Genomic DNA, 17,024 nt, shown 5'->3' with positions numbered 1-17,024 from the left:
TCATGGCCAAAGGCATCAAGGACAAGGTCGCCATCCTCGGCATGGGCTGCAGCAAGTTCGGCGAGCGCTGGGATGCGAGCCCGGAGGATCTCATGGTCGAGGCCTACAACGAGGCCATGGCCGACGCGGGCATCGCGCCCGAGCAATTGGACGCGGCATGGTTCTCGACCCACATGGACGACGTGGGCACCGGACGCGGCGGCACGCCGATGGCGATCGCGCTGCGGCTGCCGAACATCGGCGTCACGCGGGTCGAGAACTTCTGTGCCGGTGGCTCGGAAGCGATCCGGGCCGCGGTCTACGCGGTGGCATCGGGGGCGTGCGACATCGCGCTCGCGCTCGGCGTCGAGAAGCTCAAGGACACCGGCTACGGCGGCCTGCCGGTGTCGGCGGTCGGCACCTACATCCCGCAGTGGTATCCCAACGCGGTGGCCCCTGCCAATTTCGCGCAGCTGGCGAGCGCGTACCAGCGCAAGCACCATATCGATCCGGCACTACTCAAGCGTGCGATCGCGCACGTGTCCGTCAAGAGCCACGCCAATGGCGCGAAGAACCCGAAGGCCCATTTCCGCTCGGCCGTGACCGAGGAGACGGTGATCAACGCACCGATCATCGCCGAGCCGCTCGGCCTGTACGACTGCGCGGGCGTTTCCGATGGCGCGGCCGCGGTGATCGTCACCACGCCCGAGATGGCGCGCGCGCTCGGCAAGCGCGACATCGTGACCTTCAAGGCGCTGCAGGTGGTGGTGTCCAACGGCTGGGAGATGCAGGCGAACGCGTGGGACGGCAGCTATGTCCACACGGCGCGCATCGCCGCCCGCCGCGCCTACGAGGAGGCCGGCATCCGCGATCCGCGCCGCGACATCAGCATGACCGAAGTGCACGACTGCTTCTCGATCACCGAGCTGGTGACGATGGAAGACCTGGGCCTGTCGGACGACGGCGGTGCCGTGCGCGACGTGCTGGACGGCAAGTTCGATGCGGAAGGTGCGATCCCGTGCCAGATCGACGGCGGCCTCAAGTGCTTCGGGCATCCGATCGGCGCGAGCGGCATCCGCATGCTGTACGAGATGTATCTGCAGCTGCAGGGACGCGCCGACGCGCGGCAGCTGAAGGATCCGACGATCGGCCTGACGCACAACCTTGGCGGTCAGCCGTCGCAGAACGTGTGCTCCGTGTCCATCATCGGTCTCGAGGGGCGCGCATGAGCCGGGAAGAGGGCGTGGTGGTCGTCGACCGGCCGGTGCCGCTGGTCGCCCGCCTGCGGATCAATCGCCCCGACAAGCGCAACGCGATCGACCTCGAGGTGCGCCAGGCGTTGATGGATGCGATCGATCGCCTGCTCGGCGACCGGTCGGTGCGGGCGCTCGTGTTCGGCGGTGTCGGGGGCATGTTCTCCGCGGGCGGAGACCTGGCGAGCATGGCGGGACTCGACGCCGATGGCGCCCGCGCCCGCATGCAGCACATCCATCGGCTGTGTCGGCAGATCGCGGCGATTCCGCTGCCCGTCGTCTGCGCGGTCGAAGGTGTTGGTGCCGGTGCCGCGGTCGGGCTTGCGCTGCTGGGCGACTGCATCGTGGTCGGCGAGGGCACGAAGATTTTGTTTCCGTTCCTGAAGATCGGGCTCACGCCCGATTGGGGACAGCTGCTGACATTGCCGGCACGCATCGGGCCCGCTCAGGCGCGCCGCGTCCTGAGCGCGGGCATCCCGGTGTCCGGCGCCGAGGCACAGCGCATCGGACTGGCTGACGCGTTGACGCCCGACGACGATGTCATGGCCGCAGCATTGCGCAAGGCGCAGGAACTCGCTGCGCTGCCCTCGCTGGCGTTCGAACGCACGAAGGTCCGCCTCGGGCTATCGGCAACGCTGCTGGCCCAGGAGCTCGAGCGCGAGGAGGCCGACCAGGTGATCTGCCTCCAGTCCGCCGAGTTCGCGGAAGGCTTCGCGGCGTTCAAGGACAAGCGTGCGCCGGACTTCGTCAACCTGGTGGAGAACCGGCCATGAGCGGTGCGGTCCTCACGCCGGAAAAAGTCGATGCAGGAGACAGCGCACCGGTGGTGGTGCTGCGCGACGAGTCTGTCGCCACGGTGGTTCTCAATCGGCCTGACAAGCGCAACGTGCTCGACCTAGCCATGCGCGCGGCGATTGCCGCGGCGTTTGCCGAACTGGACCAGGACGCCGCCATCCGTGCCATCGTGGTGACCGGCAGCAGTACCGTGTTCGCGGCCGGGGCCGACCTGAACCTGCTGGTCGACAAGGGCGCGCAGGAAGTGGCCGACATGGATCTGGGACAGTACTGGGCGCCGGTGGCAGGCTGCAGCAAGCCGGTGATCGCCGCGGTCAGCGGCTTTGCGCTGGGCGCAGGCTGCGAGCTGGCGATGATGTGCGACTTCATCGTCTGCGACCGCACGGCACGTTTCGGCCAGCCCGAACTGTCCGTCGGCATCATGCCCGGCGCCGGTGGCACCCAGCGGCTAGGGCGGCTGGTGGGGCGGAACGTCGCGAGCCTGATGCTGCTCACTGGCGAGCCGTTGAGTGGCGAGCGTGCATTCCAGCTCGGCCTGGCAGCGGACCTGGCCGCCGATGGCGAGGCGCTGGCGCGTGCCACGGCGCTCGCGCGGCGCGCCGCCCACATGCCGCCCCGAGCGGTCAAGGCGACCCGCGGCGTGTTGCGCCAGGGGCTGGAACTGCCGCTCGATGCGGCCCTCGCGATGGAGAACCGCGAGTTCCTGCTGCTCTTCGATACCGCGGACAAGACCGAGGGCATGCGTGCCTTCCTCGAGAAGCGCAAGCCGGCCTACGTCGGCAAATAGGGCGAGCCCATGAAGACACCCAAGACCGTGGGCGTGATCGGCGCCGGAACCATGGGCCGCGGCATCGTGCAGTGGCTGGCGCAGGCCGGGCATGCCGTGCTGTGCTTCGACGCGATGGAAGGTGCTGCGCAAAAGGGCGTCGCCTACGTGAACGACATGATGGCCCGGGCGGTCGAGAAGGGCCGGATGACGGCGGCTGCGGCAGCCGAGGTCGCGGCCTGCATGCGCGCCTGCCCGAACATCGAGGCGCTCGAGGCCTGCGACCTGGTGATCGAGGCCATCGTCGAGGATCTGGCGGCCAAGCGCGCCATGTTCGCGATGCTGGAGGCGGTGCTGCGACCCGACGCGATTCTCGCGAGCAACACCTCTTCGCTCACCGTGGCCGACATCGCCGCCGCATGCCGGCATCCGGAGCGCGTCGCCGGACTTCACTTCTTCAATCCCGTGCCTCTGATGAAGGTGGTCGAGATCATCGCCGCGGTGCGCACGTCGCCGGCCGTGGTCGAGCAGCTGCGCGCACTGGTCGCCGCGACCGGCCACCGCGCCGTGGTCGCGCAGGACCAGCCGGGCTTCCTCGTCAACCACGCGGGACGCGGTCTCTACACCGAAGGCCTGCGCATCGTCGAAGACCATGTGGCCACGGTCGAGGAGGTCGACACCTTGCTGCGCGAGGCTGCGGGCTTTCGCATGGGGCCGTTCGAGTTGTTGGACCTGACCGGGCTCGACGTATCGGGCAAGGTAATGGAATCGATCTACGCCCAGTTCCACCAGGAGCCGCGCTTCCGGCCGTCGGCCCTGGTGCCGCCTCGCATCGCCGCGGGCCTGCTCGGCCGCAAGACGGACGAGGGTTGGTACCGCTATCGCGATGGCCAGAAAATCGTGTCCGCGCCGCGAGCCGTGCCGGTGCCCGAGGCGGGCCTTGCGGTCTGGATCGACGAGGAAGCCGCCGACCGCGCGGCATTGAGCGCGATCGTCGGCGCGGCCGGCGCGACCCTGGCCGCCGACCCGTCCGATGACTGCCTGCTCGTCGTGCAACCCTGGGGCCATGACGTCTCCAGCGTCTGTGCCGCGCGCGGGCTCGATCCGTTGCGCTGCGTCGGCGTCGACCCCTTGCCTGGCCTCGATCGGCACCGCACGCTGATGCTGTCGGCCGTCACGGCACCGCGCTGGCGGGATGCGGCGTGCGCGATGCTGGCCACCGATGGCGTCGCCGTGACGGTCATCGGCGACAGCCCCGGCTTCGTGGTGCAGCGCGTGTTGGCCGTCATCGTCAACATCGCCGCCAATATCGCGCAGCGGCGCATCGCCAGCGTGCAGGACCTCGAGGATGCGGTCCGCCTGGGGCTGGGCTATCCCTTCGGACCGCTCGGCTGGGGCGACCGGCTGGGTGCGAATCGGATCCTGGAGATCCTGCACAAGTTGCAGGCCGCGACAGGCGATCCCCGCTACCGGCCCAGCCCGTGGCTCGCGCGCCGCGCCGCGCTCGGCCTGTCCCTGCTTGCGCCGGAAGCCGAACGCCACGCCGCGTGAACACCGCCTCCGATCTGTCTGTCTTTCAACTTTCGTTCGAACTGGAAATCCACATGACTGAAGCAAACTACGACGCCATCGTTCTGGGCGCCGGCGCCGGCGGCCTCTGCGCCGCGGCGCGTCTGACAGCCGCGGGCCGCAAGGTGCTGGTGGTCGAATCGAAGGACCGCGTCGGAGGACGCGCCTCCACCGAAATCATCGAGGGCTTCAACGTCAACGTCGGCGCGATCGCGCTCGAACTCGGCAGCACCTTCGAAGAGACCTTCAAGCTGCTGGGCGTGCCGCTCGATGTGCGCGAGCCTTCGCCGGCGACCGTGTTTCGCATCGACAAGAAGCTCATCAATGTCTCCAAGGGTGGCGGCTGGGGCCTGTTGCTGGGCACGTTCACCAAGCAGGCCGCCAAGATCGGTGCGAAGTTCGCCGATGCGCGCCAGGGTGACCTGCCGGAGGAAAAGCTCAACACCAAGGAATGGCTGTCGCAGTACACGAAGAACGAGACCGTGCACGCGATCTTCCGCAACCTGTGCGCGGCCATCTTCGCAGCGAATTCCGACGAGGTGCCGGCGCGCGCCTTCCTCACCTACTTCGCGATCAAGGGCGCGTTCAAGCGCTTCGGCTTTTGTCCGCGCGGCACCATCGGCGTCTGGAATGACCTGGCCGCGGGCATTCGGGAAAAGGGCGGCGAGATCTGGCTCGACGCATCCGCGACCGGACTGCAGGTGGACGACGGCCGGGTCGCGTCGGTTGCGATCGAGCGCCATGGCGTGACGGTCCGAGTCTCGGCCGGCGTGGTGATCAGCAACATCGGCCCGCGCGGACTGGTCGCCCTGGCGGGCGACGCCTTGGGCGCCCGCTACGCGGCGGACACGCAGAGCGTGCTGAAGCCGGCCGCGAACATCGTCATCAACTTCGCGACGCGCAAGCGCCTGCTCGACACGCCCGGCCTCGTGACCTTCGGCAAGACGCGCCGCCTGTGCAACATGGGCGAGCTCACGGCCACGTGCCCGGAGATCGCACCGGAAGGCTGGTACCAGTACGTGGCCTACGCCGTGCCGATCCCGGCGATCGGCGAGTTCGACGAAAAGACGGAAGTCGAGGCTTCGCTCCAGGATCTGCGGGACGAGTTCCCCGAGTTCGACCAGGCGAAGATGCTATCGGTGCGCGTGATGCGCGGCGAGTGGCCGGCACAGCGCTCCTGCGCCGGCTACGACATGCCGCAGGACACGCCGCTGGCGAATCTGTGGAACGTGGGCGACGGCGTGAAGGACTATGGCGATGGCGGCACGCAGGCGTGCGCACTGACGGCCAAGCTCGTTGCGCAGAAAGTCGACGACTATTTCGCCCAGGTGCAGCCCGCATGAAAGCTGCCGCCGGGACCGGCGAGCAGGGCATCGGCGCTGCCACCGCGCTGGTGGCCCGGCTTCGTGAACACCTCGCCGAGGCGACGCACGCGATGGCCCGCGCCTGCGCGCCAGAAGGCCGGCTCAGCAGCAAGTTGCTGGATCGCGTGCAGGTGCCTGCCTTCGAGCTGGCCCATGCGGCGGCGGAATTGCTGGCAACCCGGGTTGCGTTCGAAAGCCTGCACCCCGCATCGTCGCCGCTCGATGCGCGCCTGGCGCTGCTGTTCGCGGCCGAAGCGATGCTGAGCGTGGGGGGCCGCCTCGACGCCGTCTTCCTCGAATTCGGGATCGACGCGGCACCGTTGCATGCGCTTGCGCGCAGCGCGGCGGCGATCGCGCTGCGGCGCGAGACGCTCGGCATCGATGCGCTCGACGCCACCGGTCGCATGGTGGCGACGACCCAGAGCGCGCTTGGGCCGGTCCCCATGGCCGACGACGTCGCGATGGCGCAGGAAGCCTTCCGGCGCTTTGCCGCCGAGGTGGTGGCGCCGATGGCCGAAGAGATCCACCGCCAGGACCTGACGGTGCCGGAGACGCTGCTCGGCCCGCTGCGCGAGATGGGGGTCTTCGGGCTCGCGATCCCGCAAGCCTATGGCGGCAGTGCGCCGGAGACCGGCCACGGCAACCCGTTGATGATCGCAGTGACCGAAACGCTGTCCGAAGCTTCACTTGCCGCGGCAGGCAGCCTCATCACGCGCCCGGAGATCCTGAGCCGTGCGCTGATCGCTGGCGGCACCCCGGCGCAAAAGGCCGCCTGGCTGCCCAGGATCGCGGCCGGCGAGCCGCTGTGCGCCATCGCCATCACCGAGCCCGACCATGGCTCCGATGTGGCCGGCCTCTCGCTGAAGGCATCGCCGACCGATGGCGGATGGCTGCTCGACGGCGCCAAGACCTGGTGCACCTTCGCCGGCAAGGCGGGCTTGATCATGGTGGTGGCGCGGACCGATCCGGACCGCACGATGGGCCACAAGGGCCTGAGCGTGCTGCTGGTCGAGAAGCCCTCCACGGAGGCGCATGCCTTCGACATTGCACAGGAGGGCGGCGGCCGTCTGCGCGGCAAGGCGATTCCGACGATCGGCTACCGTGGCATGCATTCCTTCGACTTGTCGTTCGAGAATTTCTTCGTGCCCGATCGCTGCGTGATCGGCGAAGCGCAAGGCCTGGGGCAGGGCTTCTATTTCACGATGGCCGGCATGACGGGTGGGCGCATGCAGACCGCGGCGCGCGCCACGGGCGTGATGCGCGCCGCGCTCGACGCAGCGGTTCGCTATGCGGGCGATCGCAAGGTGTTCGGCGCACCGCTGATCGACTGTCCGCTGACCTCCTCCAAGATCGCCAGGATGGCGGCGCGATTCGCCGCCTGCCGGCAGCTCACCTACGCGGTCGGTGCGATGCTCGATCAGGGCCGCGGGCGCATGGAAGCGAGCCTGGTCAAGCTCTTCGCCTGCCGCTCGGCAGAGCTCGTCACGCGCGAGGCCTTGCAGATCCACGGCGGCATGGGCTATGCGGAAGAAACGCCGGTGAGCCGCTATTTCGTCGACGCGCGGGTGCTGTCGATCTTCGAGGGCGCGGAAGAGACACTTGCGTTGAAGGTGGTGGCTCGAACGCTGTTGGAGGAGGCTCTGACATGAGCAACAGCCGGATCCTGGCCGGCATGCGCGTGGTCGAGGCCTCGGCCTTCGTCGCCGCGCCGCTCGGCGGCATGAGCCTGGCGCAGATGGGCGCCGACGTGATCCGGATCGATCCGCTGCAGGGAGGACTGGATCACCGGCGCTGGCCGGTCACGCCGGACGACACCAGTCTCTTCTGGTGCGGCCTCAACAAGTCCAAGCGTTCCGTGGCGCTCGACACGGCATCGGCCGAAGGGCGGGAGCTTGCAGCCGCGATCATCTGCGCGCCGGGTCCGGACGCCGGCCTGTTCGTCACCAACTTTCCGCCGCGTGGCTGGCTCGCGTACGAGGACCTGTCGCGCCGCAGGCCCGATCTGATCCAGCTCACGATCCAGGGCGACAGGCAGGGCGGTTCGGCGGTCGACTACACGGTCAATTGCGCGATCGGCCTGCCGTACCTCACCGGCCACGGGGCTGGGGATGATGTCGTGAACCATGTCCTTCCTGCCTGGGATCTGGTGACCGGGCAGATGGCGGCAACCGGTCTGCTGGCCGCCGAGCGGCAGCGCACGCGCACGGGCCTGGGCCAGCACGTGAAGCTCGCGCTCGAGGATGTCGCGCTCGCCTGCGCCGGCCATCTGGGGCTGGTGGCCGAGGCGCAGCTCGGCGCGGAGCGGCCGCGCCATGGCAACTATCTGTTCGGCGCCTTCGGTCGCGACTTCGTCTGCGCCGACGGCGTGCGCATCATGCTGGTCGCGCTCACGTCGAAGCAATGGCGCACGATGTGCCAGGCGATGCAGATGGAGGAGGCGGTGGCGCAGCTGGGCGCCCGCCTGGGCCTCGATCTCGACCGCGAAGGCGATCGCTTCCGCGCGCGCGAAGACATTGCCGGGATCGTCGCTCGCTGGTGCGCAGCCACGCCTTTCGCGCAGGCACGAGCCGCCTTCGACAGGCTCGGCGTCTGCTGGGGCCGCTATCAGACGGTGAGACAGAGGGTGGCGGCCGAATCGGACAAGGTGCGCGCCGGCGCCGCCTCGGTGTTCAGCGAAGTGGACCAGCCGGGCGTGGGCCGCTACCTGATGCCTGGGCAGCCGCTGCGCTTCGGCGCTGCCGAGGAAGCACAGACATGCGCCGCGCCGCGACTCGGCCAGCACACGCAGGAGGTGCTCGCCGAAGTGCTCGGACTGACGGCCGGCGAGATCGGCCGCCTGCACGACAAGGGCGTGATCGCAGCGCCCGTGAACTGATGGGAATTTCCATGGACACCGTGGAGACACTCGTCGTGATCGGTGCCGGCGCCGCCGGTTCCGAACTCGCGATCGCCGCGCGTCAGCAAGGCTGGGAGGGACGCATCGTGCTGATCGGCGAAGAGCCGCAGCTGCCGTACCACCGGCCACCGTTGTCCAAGGCCTATCTCGCCGGTGCGTCGTCGGCCGATGCGTTGCAGATCCGGCCTGCAGAGACCTACGCCAAAGCGCGAATCGATCTGCGGCTCGGGACGCGCGTCGAGGCGATCGATCGGGCCGCCGGGGCGCTGAGTCTCGCGGACGGAAGCTCGCTCGCCTATACGAAGCTCGCACTCTGTCTCGGCGGCGAGGCACGTCGGCTTCAGACCTTTGACGCCGAAGGACGGCCGCCGGCCAACTTGTCGTATCTGCGCAGCCAGAACGATTCCGATGCGATCCGCGCACGCCTCGTCACCGGCTCGCGCGTCGTCATCATCGGCGGTGGCTATGTCGGACTGGAAGTCGCCGCATCGGCGCGGCAGCTGGGGGCCGAGGTCACACTGATCGAGCTCCAGTCCCGCGTGCTGGCCCGGGTGACCAGCAGCGAGCTGTCCGGCTTCTACGAGAACATTCATCGTGAGCAGGGCGTGCGCGTGTTGACCGGCGTGGGCGAGATCGGCTTGCACCAGCGACCCGACGGCAGCGTGGCCGCCGTGACTGCGGCTGGCGAGGATTTCGAGGCCGACCTGCTCGTCGTGGGCATCGGCCTGATCCCCCACACCGGACTGGCCGAGGCCGCAGGGCTGAAGGTCGCGGGCGGCATCGTGGTGGACGCCTTCGCGCGCACCTCGGACGCGCACATCTTTGCCGCCGGGGATTGCACCGTCATGCCGAGCGGTCTCTACGGCCGGACGATCCGCCTCGAGTCGGTACCGAATGCACTCGAGCAGGCGCGCACCGCGGCCGCGGCGATGTGCGGCAAGCCCAGGCCCTACGACCCGGTCCCCTGGTTCTGGTCGGACCAGTACGACCTCAAGCTGCAGATGGTGGGCCTGTCGCAGGGCTACGACGAATGCGTGGTGCGCGGCGACAAGGCGAGCCGCGCATTCTCGGCGTTCTATCTGAGAGCGGGCGAACTGCTGGCGGCGGATGTGGTCAACAAGCCGGCGGACTTCATGGTCGCCAGGAAGCTGGTGGCTGCGCGCGCGCGGCTGGCTGCATCGGACATTGCCGACGAAGGTGTCGCGCTGAAGACGCTGCTGCCTGGCTGACGGTCGGGTCAGGCCTCGAACGCGTGGTCCTTGAAGCCGAACAGGAACAGCTGGGAGATGCGGTTGGCGAGTTCCCTGGGCGAGATCTCGCCCGTCTTGCGATACCAGGTGAAGGTCCAGATGATCATGCCGAAAAGCAGCAGGGCATAGGGGCCCTGGACCTTGGGTGCCTTCATCATCGCCGGATTGATCTCCTTGAGCAGGCCGATCATCATGTCGACGAGGTCGCCTTCCATCTTGCGCATCTGCTTGCGCTTGGCATCCGGCAGGTACTTGAGGTCGTTCACGAGCACGAGATGCTCGTTGCGCGACTCCGAAGCCTTTTCGACGAAGGTCTTGACGAACCTCGCGAACCGATCCTCCGCCGGCACCGGCAGGCTCACTACGTCTGACAGGATGTCGGTGAGGCTTCGGGTGTGCTCGCTGACCACCGCGAAGAGCAGGTCTTCCTTGGCCGGAAAGTAGTGATAGAGGTGCGACTTGGAGGCATTGCAGGCGTTGGCCACCTCGACCATGGTCGTCAGCTCGAAACCCTTCTTGGCAAAGAGCTCCGCGGCCCGGTCGATGATCAATTGCTTCTTGCTGTCGTAGTCTTCGGATCTCTCGCGTGTCATAGGTGCCGCTTTTAATGTTGGAGAACGCGGATCGTCATCGTCGCACTCATCAAGTCCGACGCGTCAGTTTAACTTAGGCGGCGCGACGACGGACGCGGCCATGTCATCGGGCCTGCGGCATTGATGCGATGGCCCGCCGGCATCCGGGTATGCCCTAGGTTCGATTTGCCGAGGTCAACGCAAAATCATTGTTAGTCTGACTGGACGGACTAAAATAGAAATCGGCGACCAGCACCCTGAACCGGGCAGCCGGCGAGAGGCCATCGAGCAACACAAGGAGATGCGCAGTTGGAACCCTCAGCAATCATTCGACGTGCGGCGACAAGCTACGCCGCTTGCGTGGCCGTGTCCTTCGAGGGCCGGGAGCAGACCTACAAGGAACTGTTCGATCGGGCCTGCAGGCTGGCCAATGCGTTCATCTCGCGTGGCGCGGCGCCGGGCGATCGCGTGGCGGTCCTGTCCGACAACGCATTCGAAACCATCGAGATCGCAGCCGCATGCGCACTCGCGAACTGTGCACGCGCAACGCTCTACACGTACAACTCGGCGGCCGTGAACCGGTACCTGCTGGGCCTGACGGGCGCCAGGATCCTGGTGATCCAGGCCAAGTACTTCGTGGACATCGCCCCGTTGCTGGGGGATCTGCCGGAATTGAAGGCGGTCCTGGTCTACGGCGGGCCGTGCGGCGACAGTGCGGAGGACTACGAGTCCGCGATCGCCGCTGCCGAGCCCAAGGACCCGGCGGTCCCCGTGCGTCCGGACGACGTCCACATCATTCGCTTCAGCAGCGGCACCACCGGGAAGCCCAAGGGCATCTTTCACACGGTCCAGCGATGGGAGGCATTCAACAACGAATGGGCGTGGGTCACGCCGACCATGAACGAACGCAGCCGGTACCTGGTGCCCATCGCGTTGGCGCACCTCGGCGTCGCCCTCCTGTGGAGTGCGCTCGCCGTGGGCGCGCGCATCGTTCCGATGATCGCCTTCGATCCCAGGCGCACGCTCGAACTGATCGCGTCCGAAGCGATCACGCACGCGGCGGTCGCGCCGGTGATGATCCGGGAGATGGTGGCCCAACCCGAAGCCCGCTCACTCGATCTGTCGTCGCTTCAATGCCTGCTCTATGCGGGATCGCCGATCGCGCCGGCGACGCTGCGCGCAGCGATCGAGATCTTCGGCCCCTGTCTTCATCAACTCTATGGCCAGAGCGAGGCCGTGCCGGCGACGATGCTCCTTCCCCATCAGCACGTGACGCAGGGAACGGAAGCCGAGCTGCGCCGCTTGAGATCGGTCGGCCGCGCAAGCGCCAACGTGTCGGTCACCATCAGGGACGAGAAGGGCCACGCCTTGCCCGCCGGGGAAATCGGAGAGATCGCCGTCCTGGGCCCGAGCACGATGTCGGGGATCTGGGGCGACCCCGATGCCACGGTGGCCCGCAAGCTCGCCGACGGCAGCGTCCTGACGCGCGACATGGGCTATCTCGACGAAGATGGCTTTTTGTACCTGGTGGATCGCAAGGACGACATGATCATCTCGGGTGGCTTCAACATATGGCCCACCGAACTGGAAAGCGCATTGCACGAGCATCCGGCCGTCGCCGAGGCTTGCGTGTTCGGCATTCCCGACGCGAAGTGGGGCGAGACGCCCAGGGCCGTCGTGGTGCTGCGGCCCGGCGCGCAGGTGTCGGCAGAAGAACTGACGGCACATACGCGTTCCATTGTCGGAGGCGTCAAGAAAGTGACGTCCATCGACTTCACCACCGAGTTGCCGAGAACGGCCAACGGCAAGGTGCAGAGAAGCCAGCTCAAGGCGCCTTTCTGGTCGGGCCATGCCAGTCGGATCGCCGGAAGCTGAGCGATCGATCCTCAATCATTTCCATCCATGAAGGACCTTCCATGAGTACCCCCATTGCGACCCCACCGAGAATCCGCACCTTTGCCGATGCGGACTTCGTTTCTGCCTACGGCGATGCCTGGAGCGACACCGACACTCTGCTGCAGTTCTATGCGCCCGACGGCGAATACGTGGACAAGGCTTCGGGCGTCGTCATCCGGGGCGCCGACGCCATGAAGCGTTTCATGCGCGTGTATTTCGGCTTTTCGCCGAACTGCACCGTGACCTTCACCAACGTGATCAAGGGCGAGAACGGCTTCGCGGCCGAATGGGTGTGGGAAGGCAAATACGACGGAGAGAAGGCGTTGCGCTTCCACGACCGGATCTCGCCGCAGGACGGGTCGTCGTTCTCGGTGGACGGTGTCACTTTCGCTACCGTGAACAAGGAAGGCAAGATCCTGAAGCACATCGACTACTGGGATTCGGCCCTGTGGATCGCCGACTGGAAGAAAGCCTGAGGACCGACATGCTGCCGACCAAGGAAATAGGCCGGGCCACGGCGCGCCGGTTCGAGGCTTACGAGTCGGGCGATCTCGCCCGGATCCTGGACATCTACACGGACGACGCGGTCTACTGGGACACCAAGGCCGGCAAAGGCATCAAGGGCAAGGCGGATCTCACACGTCACTTCGCCGACTTCTTCGGCCGCTTCCACACGCGCTTCGCCGTCCTCGAGGAACATCGCCTCGAAGGCCAGGACGCCGCGATCGTTCTCTGGCAATGCGCGGTGCGGCGCAGGATGCCGGATGGCGCGCTGGGCGAGCAGATCGTGATGCAGCGCGGCATGAATCTTTGTGCCTTGCGCGGCGACCGGGTCTGCCGCGACGAGTCCTACATGGATCTGGCGTCGCTCGAGGCCTTGTTCGAATCCGCGGCCGCATGACCACCACTTTGAAGGAAACACGATGCTGACCGACCAGGAGATCTTCAGCGCGACCCGTCGATGCATCGACATGTGGAACACCCTCGATCTCGAGGCCACGCTCGACACCTACACCGACGATGTCATCTACTGCGACCCCAAGACCGGCAAGCGCATCATCGGCAAGGCCAACCTGCGCCGGTACCTGCGCAAGTTCTTCGAACGCTGGGACATGCAGTTCGTGGTCACCGAGGAGTACCGGCTCGAAGGCCAGGACGGACAGGCCGTGCTGTGGGACTGCGCGATCCGCCGACGCGAGGGCGGGCCCAGCCGCACCGTGCGCGGCATGGACATCTGCATGGTTCGCGGCAACCAGCTGTGCCGTGACGAGGCCTTCATGGAGACCACCGTCCTGCAGGACCTGATGAAGCTCGAACTCTGATATGAAAAGAAGCGGCCCGCTCGCGGGCGTCACCGTCATCGAACTCGCCGGCATCGGCCCGGCGCCTTTCGCCTGCATGATGCTGGCCGACATGGGCGCGGACGTGATCCGCATCGACCGTCCGCGCAGCGCCGGCGGCGGCGATCTCGAACGCATCATGCGCAACGACGGCATCGTCGATCGCGGCCGGCGCTCCATCGCGCTCAACCTCAAGGATGCGCGCGCCACGGAGGCCGTGCTGCGCCTGGTCGCGAAGGCCGACATCCTGATCGAGGGCTTTCGCCCGGGCGTCGCCGAGAAGCTGGGTCTGGGCCCCGAGGCCTGCACCGCGCGCAACCCGCGCCTGGTCTACGGTCGGATGACCGGCTGGGGCCAGTCGGGCCCGCTCGCCCAGGCCGCCGGCCATGACATCAACTACATCGCGATCTCCGGTGCACTGCATGCCATGGGCGCGGCCGATCAGCCGCCCCTTCCGCCGCTGAACCTCGTGGGCGACTATGGCGGCGGCGGCATGCTGATGGCTTTCGGACTGGTCAGCGCCTTGTTCGAGGCATCGCGCAGCGGCCAGGGCCAGGTGGTGGATGCCGCGATGTCCGATGGCGCCGCGACTTTGATGGCCGCCATCTACAGCTTGCGCAACAAGGGCTTCTGGCAGGAAGGCCGCGAAAGCAACTTCCTCGACGGCTCGGCGCACTTCTACGGCACCTATGCGTGTGCCGATGGCAAGTTCGTCTCGATCGGCGCGATCGAGCCGCAGTTCTACGCCTTGCTGCTCGAGCGGTGCGGCATCGACGACCCGGCATTTCGAAACCAGTGGGATCGCACGCAATGGCCCTTGCTCAAGCGCAGGCTGGCAGAGGTCTTCCGCACGCGCAGCCGCGACGCGTGGTGCGAGTTGCTGGAGGGCGGCGACGGGTGCTTCGCGCCCGTGCTCAGCCTGGAGGAAGCGCCCGCCCATCCGCACAACATCGCCCGCGGCACCTTCGTCGAGGTCGATGGCGCGGCGCAACCCGCACCGTCGCCCCGCTTCAGCCGCACGGCCTGCGACGTGCCGGGCGTCTCGCCGCCGGCCGGCAGCCAGACGATCGAACTGCTGGTGCACGCCGGCTACAGCGAGAGCGAGGCCCGGGAACTGGTGGCGCTGGGCACGGCCGAAGTTGCGGGAGCTGTTGAATGATTGCATCGCAAGACGATGGGCTGGGACACGGCAGCGCCGATCACTTCACGACCGACGGGCAGCAGGTCACGACGCCTGCGATCGCGGACACCCCGCATGCCATGTTCACCGAACGCTATTGGTACATGGGTGCGCTGGTGCCGGAGGGTGACTTCGTCTTCGGCGCGGGCCTCGGCTACTACGCCAACCGCAAGGTGATGGACGGGTATGTCAGCGTCAGCCGTGGCGGCCGGCAGTACAGTTTCAGCGCGTCGCGCCAGTGCGCGGTCGATCCCCTCGTGTCCGCGATCGGCGCGATGCGCATCACGGTCGAGGAGGGCCTGAAGGCGCACCGCATCCAGCTCGGTGCCAACGCGTCGGGGCTCGCGCTGGATCTTCGCTTCAATGCCGCCATGGCGCCGAACGACGAGGGTCGCGACAAGGTGGTGCGCGGCGGCCAGTTGATGGCCGACGTCTCGCGCTACATCCAGTTCGGCCACTACACCGGCTGGGTCGAGCTGGAGGGCTCGCGCACCGAGGTGGCCGGCACGCAATGCTGGGGCGCGCGCGATCGGTCCTGGGGCCTGCGCACCGAGGCGCGCACCGACGCGTCGTCGCCGCCGCTCACGCGCTTTCGGCCCATGATGTTCCTCTGGGTGTGTGCCCAGTTCGAGGGCCACGGGATCCACCTGTTCCTGAAGGAGGATGCGCCGGGCCAGGTCCGCTCGCTCGTCGCCAACGAAAGCTACCCCCCGCATGCAGGCCGGCCTGCGAGCGAGATCGTCGAGGTCGAGCACGACATCGAATGGCAGGAGGATCCGTTCGCGCAACGTATCGCCGGCGGCACGCTTCGCCTGCGCTTCGCGGACGGTCGCCGGAAGATCTTGCGCATGCGCGCACTGCCGGGCTGGCTGTCGCTCAAGGCCGGCATGTACGGAGGCTATCGGGGCTGGTTCCAGGGCGATGACAAGGGTCCGCTGCACACCGCGACGCAGGCCTGGAATCTGGCCGACCCGGGAACCCGTCGCGAGCTGCGCACGCTCGCCGAACAGGTCATCGAGTTCAGCGACGGCGATGCGGTCGGCTACGGCACCATCCAAGGCGGTGTCGCCGAGGGCTTCGCCAAGTATCCAGAGGTCCAGCAGCAACCCATGATGTAGCGGCGTGCCGAGGCGGCATGCACCGGGATGCGGGGATACCCCAATAGGACCGGGCAGCCGATCGACCATACTCCATATACAGTCCGACGCGTCGGCCTAATTAAACGAAGGTGAGCAACGCGGAAGCATGCGTTGCGCGGCCTGCCCGAGAGACAAGGAACTGGCTTTGTTGATATTGCAAATCATCTTGAGCGGACTCGCCCAGGGATGCATCTACGGACTCGTGGCGCTGGGATTCGTCCTGATCTACAAGGCCACGGAAACCATCAATTTCGCGCAGGGCGAGTTGATGATGCTTGGTGCCTTTCTGGGTTGGGCTGTGATCGATGTGCTCAAGCTGCATTTCCTGCTGGGCTGCCTGCTGGCCGTCGTGCTGATGGTCGGCCTGGGCATGCTGATCGAGCGGCTGCTGCTGCGTCCGATCCTGGGCCAGCCGGCCTTCAGCGTGGTGATGCTGACCTTCGGCCTCGGCTACATGGCACGCGGCGCGATCACCATGATCCCGGGTATCGGCACGGAGACCCATACGCTGCCGGTGCCCTACAAGAGTGTGGTCTTCCGGCCCGCCGGTCTGGTGTTGCCGGCCGAGCAGCTCGTCGTCATCGGGACGACCATCGCGCTCGCGCTGGCGCTCTATGCCTTGTTCCGATTCACCCGCGTCGGCATCGCCATGCAAGCGTCCTCGCAGAACCAGATCGCCGCCTACTACATGGGCATTCCGGTGAAGCGCCTGAACGGCCTGGTCTGGGGCCTGGCCGCCGCGGTGGCCACGCTGGCCGGCCTGTTGTTGTCGCCCTTCACCTTCGTCTACGCCGGCATGGGGTTCATCGGGCTCAAGGCCTTTCCCGCGGCGGTGATCGGCGGCTTCGGCAGCCTGCCGGGCGCGATCGTCGGCGGCCTGCTGATCGGGCTGATCGAGAGCCTGGCCGGCTTCTATCTCCCGGAAGGCTTCAAGGACGTGGCCGCCTATGTCGTGGTGCTGATCGTGCTGGTGGTCAAGCCGAACGGGCTGTTCGGCGACAACGTGCGCAAGAAGGTCTGAGCTC

16 protein-coding genes are annotated in these 17,024 nt (G+C 67.2%); 15 read left to right on the top strand and 1 reads right to left on the bottom strand.

What is annotated here, in order from left to right; translation table 11 throughout:
- The first annotated feature begins 2 nt into the window (after positions 1-2).
- From E5P2_RS33205 to E5P2_RS33170, 8 genes are read left to right on the top strand one after another with little or no spacing between them, the layout of a single operon-like run.
- The gene (locus tag E5P2_RS33205; RefSeq protein ID WP_162571331.1) at positions 3-1,208 is read left to right on the top strand and encodes an acetyl-CoA acetyltransferase; all 1,206 of its coding nucleotides are present in this window, start codon (positions 3-5) and stop codon (positions 1,206-1,208) included.
- Positions 1,205-2,005, top strand: coding sequence for an enoyl-CoA hydratase/isomerase family protein (locus tag E5P2_RS33200; RefSeq protein ID WP_162571330.1), 801 nt, complete (start codon positions 1,205-1,207; stop codon positions 2,003-2,005). Before E5P2_RS33205 ends, E5P2_RS33200 begins: the two co-directional genes overlap by 4 nt.
- Positions 2,002-2,814, top strand: a complete 813-nt coding sequence (locus tag E5P2_RS33195; protein WP_162571329.1) for an enoyl-CoA hydratase-related protein — start codon at positions 2,002-2,004, stop codon at positions 2,812-2,814. The genes E5P2_RS33200 and E5P2_RS33195 overlap by 4 nt, the downstream gene beginning before the upstream one ends.
- A 9-nt stretch (positions 2,815-2,823) precedes the next feature.
- A complete protein-coding gene (locus E5P2_RS33190; RefSeq protein WP_162571328.1) occupies positions 2,824-4,344 on the top strand; it encodes a 3-hydroxyacyl-CoA dehydrogenase in 1,521 nt (506 codons plus the stop codon).
- A 53-nt stretch (positions 4,345-4,397) separates the two neighbouring features.
- Entirely contained in the window at positions 4,398-5,705 is a 1,308-nt protein-coding gene (locus E5P2_RS33185; RefSeq protein WP_162571327.1) for a phytoene desaturase family protein, read from the top strand.
- On the top strand, positions 5,702-7,375 hold the full coding sequence (locus E5P2_RS33180; protein ID WP_162571326.1) for an acyl-CoA dehydrogenase family protein: 1,674 nt from the start codon (positions 5,702-5,704) through the stop codon (positions 7,373-7,375). Before E5P2_RS33185 ends, E5P2_RS33180 begins: the two co-directional genes overlap by 4 nt.
- Complete coding sequence (locus E5P2_RS33175; RefSeq protein WP_162571325.1) at positions 7,372-8,601, top strand: CoA transferase; 1,230 nt, start codon at positions 7,372-7,374, stop codon at positions 8,599-8,601. Before E5P2_RS33180 ends, E5P2_RS33175 begins: the two co-directional genes overlap by 4 nt.
- An 11-nt stretch (positions 8,602-8,612) precedes the next feature.
- Positions 8,613-9,851, top strand: coding sequence for an NAD(P)/FAD-dependent oxidoreductase (locus tag E5P2_RS33170; RefSeq protein WP_162571324.1), 1,239 nt, complete (start codon positions 8,613-8,615; stop codon positions 9,849-9,851).
- An 8-nt stretch (positions 9,852-9,859) separates the two neighbouring features.
- Here E5P2_RS33170 and E5P2_RS33165 read toward each other — a convergent pair whose 3' ends face one another.
- On the bottom strand, positions 9,860-10,465 hold the full coding sequence (locus E5P2_RS33165; protein WP_162571323.1) for a TetR/AcrR family transcriptional regulator: 606 nt from the start codon (positions 10,463-10,465) through the stop codon (positions 9,860-9,862).
- Positions 10,466-10,753: 288 nt separating this feature from the next.
- Here E5P2_RS33165 and E5P2_RS33160 point away from each other — a divergent pair, with 288 nt between their 5' ends.
- The 7 genes from E5P2_RS33160 to E5P2_RS33130 all read left to right on the top strand — a co-directional run bounded on the left by E5P2_RS33160 (position 10,754) and on the right by E5P2_RS33130 (position 17,020).
- On the top strand, positions 10,754-12,319 hold the full coding sequence (locus E5P2_RS33160) for a class I adenylate-forming enzyme family protein (RefSeq protein WP_162571322.1): 1,566 nt from the start codon (positions 10,754-10,756) through the stop codon (positions 12,317-12,319).
- 41 nt (positions 12,320-12,360) lie between these two features.
- On the top strand, positions 12,361-12,816 hold the full coding sequence (locus tag E5P2_RS33155) for a nuclear transport factor 2 family protein (protein WP_162571321.1): 456 nt from the start codon (positions 12,361-12,363) through the stop codon (positions 12,814-12,816).
- A gap of 8 nt (positions 12,817-12,824) precedes the next feature.
- Complete coding sequence (locus E5P2_RS33150; RefSeq protein ID WP_162571320.1) at positions 12,825-13,241, top strand: nuclear transport factor 2 family protein; 417 nt, start codon at positions 12,825-12,827, stop codon at positions 13,239-13,241.
- 22 nt (positions 13,242-13,263) lie between these two features.
- On the top strand, positions 13,264-13,662 hold the full coding sequence (locus E5P2_RS33145) for a nuclear transport factor 2 family protein (RefSeq protein ID WP_162571319.1): 399 nt from the start codon (positions 13,264-13,266) through the stop codon (positions 13,660-13,662).
- Between the two features lies 1 nt (position 13,663).
- On the top strand, positions 13,664-14,839 hold the full coding sequence (locus E5P2_RS33140; protein WP_162571318.1) for a CaiB/BaiF CoA transferase family protein: 1,176 nt from the start codon (positions 13,664-13,666) through the stop codon (positions 14,837-14,839).
- A complete protein-coding gene (locus tag E5P2_RS33135; protein ID WP_162571317.1) occupies positions 14,836-15,978 on the top strand; it encodes a hypothetical protein in 1,143 nt (380 codons plus the stop codon). Before E5P2_RS33140 ends, E5P2_RS33135 begins: the two co-directional genes overlap by 4 nt.
- 166 nt (positions 15,979-16,144) lie before the next feature.
- Positions 16,145-17,020 carry a branched-chain amino acid ABC transporter permease gene (locus E5P2_RS33130; protein WP_162571316.1) on the top strand — a complete coding sequence of 292 codons (876 nt, stop codon included), beginning with the start codon at positions 16,145-16,147 and terminating at the stop codon, positions 17,018-17,020.
- Positions 17,021-17,024 lie beyond the last annotated feature (4 nt).

It is taken from the genome of Variovorax sp. SRS16 (assembly GCF_901827165.1).
Classification (GTDB): Bacteria; Pseudomonadota; Gammaproteobacteria; order Burkholderiales; family Burkholderiaceae_C; genus Variovorax.
The sequence above is the reverse complement of the archived record's forward strand: the minus strand, read 5'-3'. Positions and strand labels throughout refer to the sequence as shown.

Coding starts and splice junctions, on each gene's coding strand:
- E5P2_RS33205 (WP_162571331.1), top strand. CDS start 3: ATGGCCAAAGGCATCAAGGACAAGGTCGCCATCCTCGGCATGGGCTGC.
- E5P2_RS33200 (WP_162571330.1), top strand. CDS start 1,205: ATGAGCCGGGAAGAGGGCGTGGTGGTCGTCGACCGGCCGGTGCCGCTG.
- E5P2_RS33195 (WP_162571329.1), top strand. CDS start 2,002: ATGAGCGGTGCGGTCCTCACGCCGGAAAAAGTCGATGCAGGAGACAGC.
- E5P2_RS33190 (WP_162571328.1), top strand. CDS start 2,824: ATGAAGACACCCAAGACCGTGGGCGTGATCGGCGCCGGAACCATGGGC.
- E5P2_RS33185 (WP_162571327.1), top strand. CDS start 4,398: ATGACTGAAGCAAACTACGACGCCATCGTTCTGGGCGCCGGCGCCGGC.
- E5P2_RS33180 (WP_162571326.1), top strand. CDS start 5,702: ATGAAAGCTGCCGCCGGGACCGGCGAGCAGGGCATCGGCGCTGCCACC.
- E5P2_RS33175 (WP_162571325.1), top strand. CDS start 7,372: ATGAGCAACAGCCGGATCCTGGCCGGCATGCGCGTGGTCGAGGCCTCG.
- E5P2_RS33170 (WP_162571324.1), top strand. CDS start 8,613: ATGGACACCGTGGAGACACTCGTCGTGATCGGTGCCGGCGCCGCCGGT.
- E5P2_RS33165 (WP_162571323.1), bottom strand. CDS start 10,465: ATGACACGCGAGAGATCCGAAGACTACGACAGCAAGAAGCAATTGATC.
- E5P2_RS33155 (WP_162571321.1), top strand. CDS start 12,361: ATGAGTACCCCCATTGCGACCCCACCGAGAATCCGCACCTTTGCCGAT.
- E5P2_RS33150 (WP_162571320.1), top strand. CDS start 12,825: ATGCTGCCGACCAAGGAAATAGGCCGGGCCACGGCGCGCCGGTTCGAG.
- E5P2_RS33145 (WP_162571319.1), top strand. CDS start 13,264: ATGCTGACCGACCAGGAGATCTTCAGCGCGACCCGTCGATGCATCGAC.
- E5P2_RS33140 (WP_162571318.1), top strand. CDS start 13,664: ATGAAAAGAAGCGGCCCGCTCGCGGGCGTCACCGTCATCGAACTCGCC.
- E5P2_RS33135 (WP_162571317.1), top strand. CDS start 14,836: ATGATTGCATCGCAAGACGATGGGCTGGGACACGGCAGCGCCGATCAC.